General features: G+C 49.7%; 17 protein-coding genes and 1 riboswitch. Of the genes, 3 read left to right on the top strand and 14 right to left on the bottom strand.

Annotated features, from left to right (window positions below):
* Nucleotides 1-8 precede the first annotated feature (8 nt).
* A complete protein-coding gene (gene rnjA, locus EDM55_RS08690) occupies nucleotides 9-1,682 on the bottom strand; it encodes a ribonuclease J1 (RefSeq protein WP_170184345.1) in 1,674 nt (557 codons plus the stop codon).
* 239 nt (nucleotides 1,683-1,921) lie between these two features.
* Between rnjA and EDM55_RS08685 the strand changes: the two genes are divergently transcribed.
* Nucleotides 1,922-2,239, top strand: a complete 318-nt coding sequence (locus EDM55_RS08685; RefSeq protein WP_092270806.1) for a YqzG/YhdC family protein — start codon at nucleotides 1,922-1,924, stop codon at nucleotides 2,237-2,239.
* 1 nt (nucleotide 2,240) lies between these two features.
* On the opposite strand, the gene EDM55_RS08680 is transcribed toward EDM55_RS08685, so the two are convergent.
* The 3 genes from EDM55_RS08680 to EDM55_RS08670 all read right to left on the bottom strand — a co-directional run bounded on the left by EDM55_RS08680 (nucleotide 2,241) and on the right by EDM55_RS08670 (nucleotide 3,834).
* Nucleotides 2,241-2,867: an SCO family protein gene (locus EDM55_RS08680; RefSeq protein ID WP_092270803.1), complete on the bottom strand. Its 627-nt coding sequence runs from the start codon at nucleotides 2,865-2,867 to the stop codon at nucleotides 2,241-2,243.
* A 24-nt stretch (nucleotides 2,868-2,891) separates the two neighbouring features.
* Nucleotides 2,892-3,203, bottom strand: coding sequence for a rhodanese-like domain-containing protein (locus tag EDM55_RS08675; RefSeq protein ID WP_092270800.1), 312 nt, complete (start codon nucleotides 3,201-3,203; stop codon nucleotides 2,892-2,894).
* Nucleotides 3,204-3,582: 379 nt separating this feature from the next.
* A complete protein-coding gene (locus tag EDM55_RS08670; RefSeq protein ID WP_122960104.1) occupies nucleotides 3,583-3,834 on the bottom strand; it encodes a hypothetical protein in 252 nt (83 codons plus the stop codon).
* 84 nt (nucleotides 3,835-3,918) lie between these two features.
* Nucleotides 3,919-4,026, top strand: a riboswitch (SAM riboswitch).
* Nucleotides 4,027-4,120: 94 nt separating this feature from the next.
* Between EDM55_RS08670 and EDM55_RS08665 the strand changes: the two genes are divergently transcribed.
* Nucleotides 4,121-5,419: a homocysteine synthase gene (locus EDM55_RS08665; RefSeq protein WP_122960138.1), complete on the top strand. Its 1,299-nt coding sequence runs from the start codon at nucleotides 4,121-4,123 to the stop codon at nucleotides 5,417-5,419.
* 120 nt (nucleotides 5,420-5,539) lie between these two features.
* On the opposite strand, the gene EDM55_RS08660 is transcribed toward EDM55_RS08665, so the two are convergent.
* The 7 genes from EDM55_RS08660 to EDM55_RS08630 all read right to left on the bottom strand — a co-directional run bounded on the left by EDM55_RS08660 (nucleotide 5,540) and on the right by EDM55_RS08630 (nucleotide 11,458).
* Entirely contained in the window at nucleotides 5,540-6,406 is an 867-nt protein-coding gene (locus tag EDM55_RS08660) for a TasA family protein (protein WP_122960103.1), read from the bottom strand.
* Between the two features lie 82 nt (nucleotides 6,407-6,488).
* Complete coding sequence (locus EDM55_RS08655) at nucleotides 6,489-7,064, bottom strand: TasA family protein (RefSeq protein WP_122960102.1); 576 nt, start codon at nucleotides 7,062-7,064, stop codon at nucleotides 6,489-6,491.
* A gap of 277 nt (nucleotides 7,065-7,341) precedes the next feature.
* On the bottom strand, nucleotides 7,342-7,866 hold the full coding sequence (locus EDM55_RS08650) for a signal peptidase I (protein WP_170184346.1): 525 nt from the start codon (nucleotides 7,864-7,866) through the stop codon (nucleotides 7,342-7,344).
* 196 nt (nucleotides 7,867-8,062) lie between these two features.
* On the bottom strand, nucleotides 8,063-8,914 hold the full coding sequence (locus tag EDM55_RS08645; RefSeq protein ID WP_092270781.1) for a hypothetical protein: 852 nt from the start codon (nucleotides 8,912-8,914) through the stop codon (nucleotides 8,063-8,065).
* Between the two features lie 12 nt (nucleotides 8,915-8,926).
* The gene (locus tag EDM55_RS08640) at nucleotides 8,927-9,520 is read right to left on the bottom strand and encodes a hypothetical protein (RefSeq protein ID WP_122960100.1); all 594 of its coding nucleotides are present in this window, start codon (nucleotides 9,518-9,520) and stop codon (nucleotides 8,927-8,929) included.
* 70 nt (nucleotides 9,521-9,590) lie between these two features.
* Nucleotides 9,591-10,910: a right-handed parallel beta-helix repeat-containing protein gene (locus tag EDM55_RS08635; protein ID WP_122960099.1), complete on the bottom strand. Its 1,320-nt coding sequence runs from the start codon at nucleotides 10,908-10,910 to the stop codon at nucleotides 9,591-9,593.
* Nucleotides 10,907-11,458, bottom strand: a complete 552-nt coding sequence (locus EDM55_RS08630; RefSeq protein ID WP_246070869.1) for a signal peptidase I — start codon at nucleotides 11,456-11,458, stop codon at nucleotides 10,907-10,909. Before EDM55_RS08630 ends, EDM55_RS08635 begins: the two co-directional genes overlap by 4 nt.
* A gap of 138 nt (nucleotides 11,459-11,596) precedes the next feature.
* On the opposite strand from EDM55_RS08630, the gene EDM55_RS08625 reads away from it, so the two are divergent.
* Nucleotides 11,597-11,914 (top strand): hypothetical protein, encoded by a 318-nt coding sequence (locus EDM55_RS08625; protein WP_092270769.1) that lies wholly within the window; start codon nucleotides 11,597-11,599, stop codon nucleotides 11,912-11,914.
* 14 nt (nucleotides 11,915-11,928) lie between these two features.
* Here EDM55_RS08625 and EDM55_RS08620 read toward each other — a convergent pair whose 3' ends face one another.
* The 3 genes from EDM55_RS08620 to EDM55_RS08610 are packed head-to-tail and all read right to left on the bottom strand — an operon-like array spanning nucleotide 11,929 to nucleotide 15,281.
* A complete protein-coding gene (locus EDM55_RS08620; RefSeq protein WP_092270766.1) occupies nucleotides 11,929-13,083 on the bottom strand; it encodes an HD domain-containing phosphohydrolase in 1,155 nt (384 codons plus the stop codon).
* 25 nt (nucleotides 13,084-13,108) lie between these two features.
* Complete coding sequence (locus EDM55_RS08615) at nucleotides 13,109-13,732, bottom strand: response regulator (protein WP_092270763.1); 624 nt, start codon at nucleotides 13,730-13,732, stop codon at nucleotides 13,109-13,111.
* Entirely contained in the window at nucleotides 13,725-15,281 is a 1,557-nt protein-coding gene (locus EDM55_RS08610; RefSeq protein WP_170184347.1) for a sensor histidine kinase, read from the bottom strand. The genes EDM55_RS08615 and EDM55_RS08610 overlap by 8 nt, the downstream gene beginning before the upstream one ends.
* Between the last annotated feature and the right edge of the window lie 81 nt (nucleotides 15,282-15,362).

The following is a 15,362-nucleotide window of genomic DNA, read 5'->3' as shown; positions in this document are numbered from 1 at the left end:
CAGGCGAGCTACACTTCCATCAAAATGGTAAGAATCATCGGGTTGCGGCCCGTTTTTTCGTAAATGAACGGCTTGATTACTTCGTTGATTTGCGCCTTCAGCTCTGACCACTCTTTGATTTTCTTTTCCAATGCTTCCTGCAGACGTTGGCGTACGAGCATCGTCGCTTCCTGGATGAGCGATTCGGAACCGCGAACGTACACAAAGCCGCGGCTCACGATGTCAGGACCAGTCAGGATTTTGAAGTTCTTCATATCCAGGCTGACGACGACAACCATCAGACCATCCTCGGCCAAATGCTTGCGGTCGCGCAGAACGATGTTGCCCACATCTCCAACGCCGCTGCCATCAATCAGGACGATTCCTGCATGCACCTTGCTCAGCCATGCTTTTTCACGCGAGCAATTCAGCACATCGCCGTTGTCCATGATAAAGATGTTGCTGTCCTCAATCCCCACCTGCTGTGCAAGCTTAGAGTGAGTTTTCAGCATCCGATACTCCCCGTGAATCGGGATAAAGTACTTCGGACGAATGAAGTTCAGCATGAGCTTCAGTTCTTCGCTGCTGCCGTGACCGGAGGCGTGGATGTCGAAATCCTGATTGAGCACGACAATCGCTCCTGCGCGGTACAGTTTGTCGATCGTGCGACTCACATTGATCGTGTTGCCAGGAATCGGAGAAGCCGAGATGATCACCGTGTCTTCCGGATAAATGGAGACTGTACGGTGTGAGCCGGAAGCGATGCGCGTCAAAGCCGCCATCGGTTCCCCTTGGCTGCCGGTACAAATGATCAGCACCTGATTGTCCGCATAGTTGTCGATGTGCTTGATATCAATCAGCATACCCTCTGGCATTTGGATATAGCCCAGTTCTTGTCCAATCAAAAATACTTTCTCCATGCTGCGGCCAATCACCGCTACTTTGCGGTTGCATTGTTCGGCAGCATCGACTACTTGCTGCAAACGGTGCACGTTGGAAGCAAACGTCGCCAGGATAATCCGTCCACGCGCTTTACGGACGACATCCAGAATCCCTTCGCCAACTGTACGCTCCGACATGGTAAAGCCATAGCGCTCACTGTTGGTACTATCAGACAGCAATGCCAACACATCACCACTCGCACCGATGCGGGCAATTTTGCCGTATTCCGTCGTTTGTCCAACAGGAGTCATGTCAAACTTGAAGTCGCCTGTATGAATGACCATTCCTTCTGGCGTGTGGATTACGACCCCAAAGGAATCTGGGATACTGTGGTTGGTACGGAAAAATGTCGCCTTCAACCGGTCGAAGGGAATCTCCGTATCTTCGGAAATAGGAATCAGTTTGACATCGTTTTGCATGCGGTGCTCTTCCAGCTTCGCCTTGACCAAGCCCAGGGTCAGACGACCACCGTAAATCGGCACCTTGATTTGCCTCATAATATAAGGAATCGCCCCGATGTGGTCTTCGTGTCCGTGCGTCAGCAAAAGTGCCTTGATTTTGTGCTGGTTGTCCACCAGATAAGAAACATCAGGGATGACCAGATCGATCCCGAACATCTCGTTTTCAGGGAATTTCACCCCGCAGTCAATCATAATGATTTCATCTTCATACTCGACGCAGTACATATTTTTTCCGATCTCGCCGAGGCCGCCCATTGCGAAAATCTTAACGTCGCTCAATATCTTTCCTCCTAACTTCATCGTGCATGATTTTGGGAACCCGAACCAAGCATGCCATTCTTATTGTAACACAACGCGAGGCGTTCGTTTCATCCAGTCTGTTAACCGTGCAATAGAAAACACATTTGCCTACTCATTCGCTCATTGGAAAATTGTACAAAATCCATAGGGTAGAAAGCAAGGAAACCGGCTGTCCAGTCAAGAAATTGGACAAAATACCGCACATAAAGATCTATTTTCCCATAAAGGGGGCGTTATCTATGCGAGCCAAGGCTATCTCCATTTTCTCTGCCCTGTTGCTTTCGCTCTCTCTGACCTGGACGATGCCCGCTGCCGCCGAGCCGCCTTACGCCAAGTGGGGACGACTCGCGATGCAGCAAACCATGCAGACCTACCCGCAAGCCAAGATTGTCGATTACCTTCATGTCGGCCGAAAAACGAAAACGCCCACCACGTCAGAAGAGACGTTTAAGCTTTTGCTCCAGGAGGGCAATCGCGTGTGGGCGTTACTGGTTCATATTGAATTTGAAACGAAAACCGAAAAGGTCATCGCCATCCGATTCGAAGAGACACGCTAAGCTAGTCAGCCAGTTGTACCATCTCTTTCATCATTTGGTCCATATCCATCTCGGCTGCCATCCCGTACGCGCGACGCATGTTTCCGTCCTCATCCACGAGGAACATGCGTGCCGTATGGGCAAAGGAACCGTCCGGCTGCTTCATCACAGCGATTCCGAAGTCTTTTGTCACTTTTTCGATCGCCTGGGCATCGCCTCGCAGGAATTTCCAGCCGCTTTGATCAGCCTTGAATTTCTCAGCATACGCCTTCAGGACTTCCGGGGTGTCAAAATCAGGGTCAAACGTGATGCTCACGAACTCGACCTTATCCCCAAACAGCCCCTTTTCCTTCAACTGATCCTGCAGCTTGGACATGTTGTACGTAGTCGCAGGGCAAATATCCGGGCAGTTGGTAAACATGAATTCAACCAAGCGGACTTTCCCCTTCCCCTCAGAGAAAGTGTAGGTCGAACCGTTGATGTTATCCAAGGAAAAGTCGTTTAATGCTTTCATGACAGGAATCTGCTCTTTGGTCATGTAGTTGTAGCCAAACACACCGACAATCGCCAAAATCAAAACGCCTGCAAGCACGGTAAACCAATGACGCTGCAGAGCCCCTCCCTGCTGCTGTTGCGCATCTCCACTCACGATTTCTTTCCTCCCCTAGAAACCTTACAGTTCTTTCTCTCCTGGCCAGGCGAGCATGCCGCCCACCATGTTTGCTACATCAAAGCCTTGCGCTGCCAAATATTCCGTAGCCATGTTGCTGCGAGCACCACTGCGGCAAACCATCACAAGAGGAATGTCTTTGTCCAGCTCATCGATGCGATGCGGCAAAAATCCGAGCGGGATCAGCTTCGCCTGCTTAATGTGACCAGCGTTCCACTCATCGACCTCACGTACGTCAATCACTTGGACCTGCTCATTTGCCTCCAGTTTTGCCAGCAATTCTTCCGGTGTTATTTCCTTTACGCCGTTACTCATCGTACAAATACCCCCTGCTATGTAAGTGAAATTATCCGCATGTATTCTATCAAATCATATCATACGAACTACTGCATTTCTAACGCCCCTGCTATGTCTAAATAGCGACAGTTATGAAAACGAATCCTGCCCAAATCAGCATAAGCTTATTACTATTCGTAATCAAGTTGTATTTAATCAGTGTATTTTCTATAATAAATATTAAGAATACCAAAGGAGGGGAAGAGAATGGGAACCTGTAGATGCGGTCAAACCAAAAATGCAGAAGGAAACTGCGACGGAACACACGCAACCATTAAAAAGGACTAATTCCTTTCGTACAGAAGAGGGCACAGCATGTGCTCTTTTTTGTTTGCCTCCGATCCCGATTTCCTTCCCTTTACAGCTTTCCTTTTTTAATCCAGTACACGATGCGAAATGTCCCGAAAACCGACACCATGAACATCACGATCAACATAAACAGCCACATTCCCAATCGATTGATTTCCTCCAGTCCCTCCGCATTCTTCCCTACAAATACCCCTATATAAATAAGAAGAAAGTAGCAAAACACGTTTGGAACAATCCACGCTGCTCGCAATGCCATGCTCTTTTTTCCGGCAGACTGTTGATGATTGTCTGATATTCCCATTTAATCCTCCCTGATAACTGAATTATTGAATATTGACAGTAAAGTAGACTTTTTCATACAATTAAGACAACAACAGATTTCCATTTTTCATCAAGAGTGGTGGAGGGACAGGCCCGACGAAGCCCGGCAACCTGCATGTAACGATGCGAGGTGCCAATTCCTGCAGAATCCATAGATTCTGAGAGATGAACGAGAGTCCGTGTATGACCGGAGCTTCTTCTACTCAGAGGATAGCTCCGTTTTTTTATACCTTATCATACCCACAGAAAAAAAAGGAGAGATGATCATGTCTGAACAGCAACACTGGAAGCCAGAAACCATCGCCATCCACGGAGGCCAGGAGCCTGATCCGGTAACAGGTTCCCGCGCCGTCCCGATCTACCAAACCAGCTCCTATGTCTTTCGCGATACGGATCATGCGGCTAACTTGTTCGCGCTTAAAGAATTGGGCAACATCTACACCCGCATCATGAACCCAACTCAGGATGTATTTGAAAAGCGCGTGGCTCTGCTCGAGGGCGGCGTTGGTGCGCTGGCGACAGCTTCCGGTCAAGCTGCCATTACGTTCTCCATCCTCAACATTGCACAGGCTGGCGACGAAATCATCGCGTCCAGCAGCTTGTACGGCGGTACCTACAACCTCTTTGCGCACACCCTGCCACGCCTGGGTATCAAAGTACATTTCGTGGATCACGCCAACCCAGAAAACTTCCGTGCTTACGTCAACGACAATACCAAGGCCTTTTTCTGCGAAACGATCGGCAACCCGCGCATCGACGTAGCCGACCTGCAATCCATCGCGGACATCGCGCATGAAAATGGCGTGCCGTTGATCGTCGACAACACGTTCGCTACTCCGATCCTCTGCCGTCCTTTCGAGCATGGTGCAGACATCGTGATCCACTCTACGACCAAGTTCATCGGCGGTCACGGAACAGCTATCGGCGGAATCATCGTAGACTCTGGCAAATTCAACTGGAACAACGGCAAATTCCCTGGCCTGACCACACCAGATCCTAGCTACCACGGCGTAGTGTTCACGGAAGCAGTCGGACCACTCGCCTATATCATCAAAGCTCGCGTTCAGCTGCAGCGCGACATCGGAGCAGCCGTTGCTCCTTTCAACTCCTTCCTATTCCTGCAAGGTCTGGAAACACTGCACCTGCGCATGGAGCGTCACAGCCAAAACGCGCAGGCCGTTGCAGAATACCTCGCTTCTCACCCAGCCGTTGAATGGGTCAGCTACCCAGGGCTGGAAAGCGATCCGAATTACGAGCTCGCGCAAAAATACTTGCCAAAAGGTGCCGGTGCCATCCTCACCTTCGGCATCCGCGGCGGCGTAAATGAAGGCAAAAAGCTGATCGAATCCGTGAAGCTGTTCTCCCACCTGGCAAACGTAGGCGATTCCAAGTCACTCGTCATTCATCCAGCGAGCACCACTCATCAGCAAATGAATGAAGCCGAGCAAGCAGCAGCAGGTGTCACACCAGGCATGGTCCGCTTGTCGATCGGTACAGAGTCGATCGCGGATATTATTGGAGATTTGGAGCAGGCGTTGAAGGCGGCTGTGGTTCAAACGGTATAGGAAACACCCCATTATGAAATAAGGTACATTCCCTTTTCAGGTTTGTACCTTCTGTTTTTATGTCCGGGTATGGAAAAAGAAAAAGCCGCCGGTTTTAGAACCAGCGACTTTTGCCTTCGATTAGTCTTGAATGAATTCATGAGAGAAGGAGAATTCCACTTCTTTTCCTTGAAGAGGGTTGTTCACTTCTGGAGTCAGGTCGGGCAAGGTGACGGTGTAGCCGAAGTAGAGAGCTTCCCCTTTGTCGATGGTGTACTGGAGGCTGGAAGCAACTTCGTTGGAGTTGTTTACCAAATCGATGAGATTTGCATCAAAGATTTGTTTCACACGCAGGGAAATATTCGACAATCCGTTGCGTTTCAAGACAAATGTATGATTCAGAAGAGCTTCCTTCGCCATACCGTGCGCTTCGAGATCGAGTGCTTTCAGCTCAGCCAATGTCATGCCAGACATCAGTGCACGGAACCGGTTAATGTAATTGTCATACTCTTCGCGATACATCTCATCTACGTCCTTGATCACTTCCGCATATTCATCGCTATCCCAAAATCCGACGACATCTTTATCCGGTTGAATCACTGAGATGGATACACGCGCTTGGTTTGCAAACGCGATCGCATCTTGATAAGCCTGCGTACCTTGTGCCGCATCAGGCTTTGCGTACACTTTTTTCAGCTTTGCGGGGATATCTCCGTCGTTTTCAATGAACATCGCTCGAGTATGGCTATCTCCCGGCTTCCAGAATCCTGTACCCAAAATACCGTTGTCGTCGCTGCCATTGTGATCGAAGTTGCTATCGGTATAAAACATCGGCCCTTGGATCGGTACGTCGTTGCGGAAACCGGTTAAGCTCAGCTTACCTGCACGAACGATATTTCCAGTGGACTGCTCGCTGTCGCTAAAGTATGCATATGTACCTCCACCAATCAGACCTGCAAAAGCGAGGGTGGAAGCAAGAAGCGCGATGGCCATGCCTTTCTTTTTCATAGAACGTTCCTCCTATAAAAACAGGGAGAGTAGATGCTCTCCCTGTTTTTTGATTGATGATCGATTGTGCTGCTAAAGCTTCTTATTTTTGTCTAGCTTCGAAAGTCAGGTCGATGGAGACAGAAGAGCCTTGATAGTCATTCTGGTCGGTGTTAGTCTCTTCGAATTCCACTTCAAATGTCAGAGCACCGGCACCGTTGTTTGCAGCAAGTTCGCCAAGCAGCAGTTTCGTAGCAGCTGCTGTGCCATCTGCCAACTCTTTCAGCGTCAGCTTGTTATCGGAGCCGTCAATCGAATCAACGTTGATTGTGGTTCCTTTAAATTTCAGGTTTTTCACTAACAATTGAGTACCCAGGTCTGCATTGTTTATCCCGCCACTCGCCGTGTAAGCAACATCAAGAAGAGCGTTTGCATCCAGGTTACCAGCATTGCTGAGGTTAATCGTTTGTACTGCGCTAGTTTGTCCTGGCTTCATCGGTCCAACGTTCAACTGAGTGAAAGCTTCTGTTTCTGGTTTCAGATCAATCGTACCAGCGGAAAAGGTATTACCAGAAGAAGTCTCCGTGTCATTGAAGTAAGCGAATGTTCCGCCACCGATCAGTGCAGCACCAATGCCTACAGAAGCCAATGTCAACGCAAATTGTTTTTTCATGCTCATCTTATAATTCCTCCTATATAAGTGCTTGTATTTTGCGTCCGGTATCAGGTACCGTTCATAGCTTTATGATACGAGTTCTGCGTAAATCCAACTTCCTGCATCAGGTTGAAATGATGCACACTCTGTGGATGAAAACATCTACAACTGACACCCTCCCCATGCTCATACTGAAGGATGAATCCTCCTCCGCTAAAAGATACCAGACTTGACAAAGAGTCTCTGGTATATCGATATAAAAAATCCCGATCACGAGGATCGGGAGGTTGGCTCATTTATTTCAATTCGCTGGTGCTTCTTCTTCCTTAAACATTTTAAACAACTTATAAATTTGACTCACAATCAGATACAACCCAGGTACGCCTAGGAATACCAGCATTCCCACTTTTGATTTAATGAATTCCACCAAATATCCAATGAGCGGGACCCAATACTGGACTTTACCGACTACTCGATCCTTGGACACTGGCGTCGAGTCCTTACCATCGTTCGCATCCCCTTTTGTTATCAGCTCTCCATTGTTAATCTCTAAGACACGGTGGGTTACCGTACGCTCATCAACATCCTTGAAAGTGATAATATCCCCTTGCTTGATCTCTTCGAAGGTGACTGGCTTTACGGCAACAATACTTCCGGTATTAAACGTAGGGGACATCGAGCCGCTCAGGACCACCATGATCTCGCTGCCAAACAAATTCGTTTTCCCCCCATTCATTTTGCCGATGAAAAGAAACACGCATAGCGCAATGACCAGAATAAGCAACAGGGTTGTTGCAAACGACGCCACTTTTTTCACGATCGCCATTTTCATTCCTCGCTTCCCTTTTAAGATATCTCTTCCTATCTTAAAAGTTTTGATTGAACCTAACTTCCTTCACCGGAATGGAAACACCTCATCCTAAAGTATGAGAAAGCCCTCATCCTAACAAAAAGACCCAACGGGCGCAGAGGCTCGCTGGGCAAGTTTGGGGTATTTTGTGCGGCCCTTCGTTCCTTCATCCTCAAAGAGGGGGCGTTTCTCCCGCAGGAGTTTCCTTCGGGGTACTTGGGGAACCGGGTGGCGAGGACTCCTGCAGGTCCGAGTCAGGAGAAACTGTCCCCGACTCTTCTGAAGATGGCGGTGCTGGGCCGCTTGGATCTGTCGATGGTTCCGTGGGTGTTTCTACACCAGAAGAAGGCGGCTGCGCAGGCAGGGTTGAGTCTCCTTCAGTAGCAGGTGTGTCCGGTGCATTTGGCGTATCGGGCGCCGTCGGGTTTGTCGGCTGACCTGGTTGACTTGGCTGACTCGGGACTGCTTCCTCCGATACGTCCGTCGACTCGCGATAAGAGGTACTGATTGTGAGCGGGAGCTTCAACGTATAGAACCCGCCGAGTGCCGTTACTTGCAGCTCGCCTCGCTCGGTTTCGCTCTTTCTCTTGCCATACGCCTTTTGATAGGTATGAGTTATTTCAAATACGATTGCCTTGTCGTCCTTCTCATCGTAGACACGTTGTATCGTTACTTCTCCTGCTGCGTCTCCCGTCACGGTTAAATTGGCTAGCTCCAAATCCAATGACTCGCGTTGCGGAACGAACACGACACGCTGTACGCCGTTGAAGACGGCAAGTCTGCTGTCCTTTGTCTCAGAGGAGGAGCCATCTGCGTTTACCGTGCGCTTGATCTTGGTGCGTTTTTCGACCTTTGATTTCAAAACGATCTGTTTGGTTTCTGTCACGAAAACGTCCTCGTTTGTGCCAGTTGAAACGGGGGATACCTGCTTCTTCTCACTGGTCAAAAAGGAAAACGTTCCATCCATGGGTACGGCGTTCAAGATCAGTGCTGCTGCCATCAACCCCACTGCCAGCCTCTTCAAGTGGCTCCCCCCTTACTCTGCGTATATCGCATCCGATGTTGCCTGCTTTGCCAAAAAGCGCAGCTCCAGCTCTCCTCCGAGAGACTGGTAGGTATGATCGACGCCTTCTTCTGGCAGATATACCGTGATGAAAAATGTCTTATTCCCCTCGCTTGCCCGAAACTCGCTCTCCGTCCCATTGGAACGGGAAATTCCCGGCTGATCCTGATGAAGATCTCTGACGAGGCCGTCATATACTTCCTGCTGTCCCTCCGTAATGCGTACGCGAAGCACTTCCTCCAGCTTTTGCGCCGCACCTGTCCCCGGGCTGCCGATATCTTTTACTCGTGCAACGATCTTATAAGAAAAGTCCAAGTCGCTCGAGCCTTTAGAAAGGGTCGCCTTGATCTGCCGGGCATCTCCCGGAATCATTTTCGACAAGTCGACGACCTGGTTGCCTCCCCGAAGGACATGCCATTCGCTGCCGAAGCTGCTGTCCGAAATATCAAGAATCCCGACCGCAAACTCGTGTCCCGCATCCTGGACCTCCTGCCACATCCAGCTGTAGGTAGTGGCCATGGGTCCCCATAAAGACAGCGCGACTCCCAGAAAAAAGACGCTGCTCATAATCTGTACACGTAGAGGCGCCAAACGTGCTTTTGATCTCGACCGCGAGTGCGTCCTCGAACGCCCCGCTTTATCTTCCATACTTGTTGTTTTCCAGGTACAAGTCTGCCTTGTACAAATGGAGAGCCAGCTTCTTCGTCCCGACGACTTCTCCCTCGATCTCCTTAAATCCGTCAATGCCATCACCTACCCGCACTCCATCACTTTCCACCGCGTATTGGCTGACTTTGGTGAAATCATTATCGACGATTTGGACTTGTGATTCTTTGTCATTGGCGATCACGACTGCGTGCTTTCCACCGTTAAAGGTGTTACCCGCAATCAAGACGGCTTTGATGGTCTGATTCAGCACGATCCCTTCTCCGCCACCTTCAAAGATGCTGTCTTTCACCGTCAATCCTTCCAGGAATTTTCCGCCTTCTGCTGACTCATCCGATTGCTTGTCCTCAGCACCTGCTGTACGAATGGCTTCCTCAAATCCGCTGCCAAACACACAATTGCGGAAGCTCACATTGGAGCCGACCAGAAGACCGGTTCCCCGCCCCTCAAAACGGATACCGTCAAAGGACGCTTCCTGAACCGCTAGCTCATCGGCCCGAATGATGACCTTTCCTTCCTGTCCAGGAGCAGCCTTCCACGTTATGTGTTTGGGCAACTCCAAACCACTCAGATCATACGAACCTTCTGCCAGTACAAAGGTCATGCCTTTCGCAGCCGATTCATCCTTTTGCTTGGCGCTCTCCTCTTCTCCAACACGTTTCGCGAGCTTCATCGTGTCGAGCAGCTGACTGCCGCTCAAGTCCTGTGGCGTAAAGGTCATCACTGGCCCGCTTTGCGCAAAGTAATCTCCGTTCTCCTGCTGCGTAGCTAGGAAGCCGAAATTGACATCTGCCGTCTTTTGCTGGACCTCGTTCCCTGTGCTTTCTGGCAAATAAACGGTAAAGCTCAGATCGTCAGCCTCCCCTTTATCCAACTCAGGAATGACGACGTTGGCTTTTGTCAAACTGCTGACGCGTCCATGATATAGCAGTGTATCGTCACTGCTCCGAATCTCGGCTACCAGCTGATCGTATAGGATATCGTCCCCGTCAGCCTTCTTTGCAAGCAAGGCATATTTCACAGGAACGTCGCTTTTGTTTTCGACACTCATTGTTTTTTGAACGCGGACACCTGGTAAAAATTTCTGATCCCCTTCTGCCCGAAAGCTTGCACTCGAAACGCCCCCCAAGCTGATCTCCAGTTTCCCGGCAGCAAAGGTCGATGCATCATCTACTTGACTCGTGAAATACGCATAGGTCCCAAAGCTGGTGCTCGCGGCAATGGATGAAATAAATGCCGTGCCTATAACAATCCGCTTCCATGGCCAGTTTTTCACCTGTTCCCACTTCATGTAAGATCCCCCTCCAACTTCTCGGTTTGTATCGATGCTTGTTTGTTGTCCTTTTTGCTGCCAGATCGACGCTGGGTATGAATGAGATAGCCAATAAATCCAGCGAGTATGAAGACCATCGTCAGCGGCTCTTTGATCAACTGCTGCAGAGCTGCTGCGAAAGGTATCGTAGCGACAACCTTTCCTACCAATCGGTTCGGGTCTGTCCACCCTCCGTCTGTCTCCTGGTTTGCATCCCCCTTGGTTTGCAGGTAGCCATTATCCAGACGCTGTACGACGCGGTGGGTAATCAGGGATCGTGCCTGGTCGTCCTTCCAATACGTGATGATGTCGCCTGTCTTTGGGACTTCCCCTGTATATCGCGTTACGATCACCATATCTCCAGCTTTGATGGTAGGGGTCATACTGCCCGTCAGCACGGACAAGACTCGCCATTTTCCCAATCCCGGGATGTGATCGTTGTTCCATTGACTGCTGGCGTATAGAAAAAGATTCCATAAAAAAAGAAGTGCAACTAACACGAGACCGATACGTTTTGCCCAAGTCATCCCCACACAGCTCACCTCTTTCCCTCATTGTACGAGGTTCGTCTCCGTCTATCTTCCACCCTCGGAGGGACTCCTGACGCTTGAAAGGAGGAAGATTTTTATCTATCAGGTGGAAGCCCTCTCATACTGGAGGAGGAGGTGGAAAAACAAAAAATACTGCCCATCTCAGGCAGTATTTTCGTCAGAGCGACTCGGTTTATGATCCTTTTGTTGAAAGCGTCGGGGAGTGTAGGGGCGTATCAGGACAAACCGGATGACAGCAGGCACTGCTTTTTGCAAGGTGAGGTTCTTGTTACAGTACGGACAAATCCATTCGTACCAATCTCCGCTGCTGAACGAGTGGTTCTTGCAACGAGCGCACCATTTTTGCAACATCAGCCTTCCCCTCCCTCTATCACCACACCTTATCAAGGCAAAGAGGAAAAGCCTATCCGCATACAGTCTGAATCTGTGTAGTCTCCAGGATGAAACTACCCTACCCTGGAAGGAACATTGGATACTTTGGTAGGGGAATGAATCTGTACTGATTTGGCAAATGCCTTGACCACCGTTTCATCGTAAGCAGTTCCTGCCATCGTGCAGATTTCTGCAAATGCTTCCTCGATCGTAGCCGTTTGCCGGTACGCCCGCGTTGTTGTCATCGCCAGAAAACTCTCGATGATTCCCAGGATTTGCGCCAATAGAACGATATCGCAGCCCTTCAGCTTTTTCGGATAGCCGGTCCCATCAAAACGCTCATGGTGCTCCTGCAGTGCTTGTACAACTCGGGAGAAGGCGGGATCATCCCGGAACATTTCATAGCCAAACTGGCAGTGCTCCTGCACGATCTGATATTCAAACGTCGTCAGCTTCTCATCCGTTTCAAATACGTAGTCCGGAAACTTGATCCGGCTGACGTAATGCAGTAGAGAAAGTAGCTTGATCTCCCAATCGTTGACATCTTCATCCGGAAATTCTCGCAGCATCCGCTTGATCAGTCGACTCATCTGCTCGATTTCCCGGCTGCTCGTCTGGGTCTTGCGCTCAACGATCGGTACAAGCGTATTGAGCAGCGTGATGGCATACTCTCGATTGTGCGCGTCCGTGGCTTCCTTCGCATCGCCCATCCGGTTTTGAAGCGTTGTAAAGCCAAGCCAGGTGCACAGCCCGCTTGCCGCTGCTAATGTCAGATGAAAAAAGATATCCATCGTAAACTCACCGCTCTGTCCCACTCCGAGACTCAGCGCATAGAGCAGATAACTAATAGCCCCCCATACGATGACCAGCGCTTTGTCGTAAAAGAAACTAAGGTAAATAGGATAAAGGATAAAAACGGTCCACAAGCCACTAAAATTCTGCGGATTATACAAGCAGAAAAACAGGAGCAAGGAAGCTCCCAAAAAAGCAGAGGCATGAAGTGAGTACGCCTCTGGCAGTACATAACGCTTGTGCAGCACATATACCGTCCAGCTGACAGCCGCGCAGACAGCCAAACCAACGATCGCTGTCCATTGGATCGTAATGATGCCCAGCGCTTGCAAAAGGACAGCCATCCCTGCATCCGCACTAACCAGTATCGATATCCAGAAAAACATCGAATCTGCCAGATAACTGGCGTGGTTCCTGCTTCTTTTCCTCGGCTTCATGATAGACCCTCTTTACTGTTTTGGCTTACGGCGAGACCTTGACCAGCCCTTTTTTCAGCGCGTACAGTACAGCTTGCGAGCGATTCGGCTGTCCCGTCTTGCGCAGGATGCTGCTGACATGCGTCTTGACCGTTGCTTCAGAGATGTACAGTCGCTGTGCAATTTCCAGGTTACTCAAGTTATCGACGATCAGCTGAAACACTTCCTGTTCCCTCTCAGTAAAAGCGATGTCCGACTCCTCTTTGCGCTTGCGGGGAAGCTTGGATTGGAAGCACGAATATCCCATCATTACCATGTCCATCGTATGCAAAATTTGCTCAGGTACGGTGTCCTTCATGATGTAGCCATCGACATTGGACTCTAACGCCCGAAATACGTCCTCACTCTCGTCAAATGCAGTTAGGATCAATACCTTCATATCCGGGTACTGATCCTTGAGCTGCTTGCAGCCATCGATGATCGAGATGCCCGGCATCTTCAGGTCTGAAACGATCAAATCGGGCTTGATCGCCAGCGCCTTTTCCATAAGCTCATCCCCATCACTGGCTTCCTCCACCACCGTATAGCGTGGGGAACTTTCCAATATCATTTTCAATCCTTCTCGCACGATACGATGATCGTCCGCCAGCAGCAGCCTCACGCTATCCATACATCTCCACCCCTTTTCTCGGAATGATCGCCAAAATCTCCGTTCCTTCGTTTGGCTTGGATCGAATATGGAATGTACCGCCTACCTGGGCAATACGCTCCCTCATTCCCACGACCCCATACCGATTCTCTTCTCTTCCCTTCTCTTCCGAAACAAAGCCGATCCCATCATCGCGCACCCGCACCTTTACCTGCACCGTAGATGCTTCCACGCTTACAGACAGTACGTGAGCCCGCGCATGCTTGACGGCATTGGCAGTCGCCTCCTCGATCATGCGGTAAATCGCATTTAGCACGTGCAGCTCTTCTTCGAGCATTCGTCCCTTTGAGGTGAAACGGACCTGCAAATCTGTACCGTTCGTCATCCGCTTCAGCAATTGCTCAATGGCTTCATGCAGCTGCTCGGACTCTCGAAATTCACGGAGATGCGTAATCGTATGGCGAACTTCGCCGTGGCACCATTTGATCCGTTCCTCGATTTGTTCCAGCCGCTCGGCGACGCTTACCTTAACCTCATCAGGAAGTGAGCGTTTTAGCTGATACATCTGGGCTGACAAAAAAAATAGCTGCTGCGCCAATCCGTCGTGCATGTCCTGCGCCAGGTTGCGGCGCATCTCCTCGTGAAGTGATTTGGCCAATTCATATTTAATTCGATGCTGTCTTCCTTGCTGACACACGATGAGGGAGATGAACCGCAGCAGCAGGCGTTCTCCCCGATGGATGCTGCGCTTGGCCGGGATGGAAAAAATCAGGCATCCCCACGCCTCGCCCTCCAAACTCAAAGGCATGCAGACGTATGTATCCTTGCGACCGGAGTAATCGTCCAGAAGCTGGATTGTCAAATGACTCCATTCATCTGCACCCATTTCCAGCAAGGTGTTGAGAAAATACTCTCTCTTCCAGTCTCCTTCCCCTTCTCGATCCTGGTAGAGACATAAATAGGCCTGCTCTGAATGGAAGACACGCCGTACCATTTGTTCGGTAGCCGCGCATAGATTCATAGCGGGGCTGGATACGACTTTCTGCAAAAACAAAAACAGATGGTAGCTTTTCGCATATGCCCTTTTCATGGAACGCAGTAAAGCAAACATGCATAGCGCCATGATGGCCCACATCATGATGTCGAGAATCAAGCGCAGTGTGGTGAAATCCATATCGGTGGGAACCATGGTAAGGGGAAGCCATTCTTGCAGTAGAGAAGCTGACAAGAGAAATAGAATGACAATCAGGAGCACCTGCTCCAATCGCAGCACCATCAACAGCCATAGCAGAGTAGTGTATGCGTAGAGCATAAAGGGACTGCTCCATTTGCCTGTCTCCATGATGAAAAACAAAGCCATTCCCATGTCGACCAGTCCGAGCAAAAACCAACGTTTTCGTGGAAGTGCATAGCAGAGAATGATGACGTACGCTACGGCGATGACTAGGAATACAGCAAACGAGTGATAGCTTGAATCTGGTGCGTCCATATAGAAAAAGCAGAAAGCTAGCAGGAGCACCCATTGCAGAAAATAGACTGCGAGCCGAAATTCTTTTAACAACCAACCCATCAGGCAGTACTCCATTCCCCTTTTCCTGAAAGACGACGGAAAATTAGGACTATATATCTATCGTACTTGATCACGTCAATC

Origin of the sequence: Brevibacillus centrosporus (assembly GCF_003710815.1) — a bacterium.
In the GTDB taxonomy this organism is placed as follows: domain Bacteria; phylum Bacillota; class Bacilli; order Brevibacillales; family Brevibacillaceae; genus Brevibacillus; species Brevibacillus centrosporus.
The sequence above is the reverse complement of the archived record's forward strand: the minus strand, read 5'-3'. Positions and strand labels throughout refer to the sequence as shown.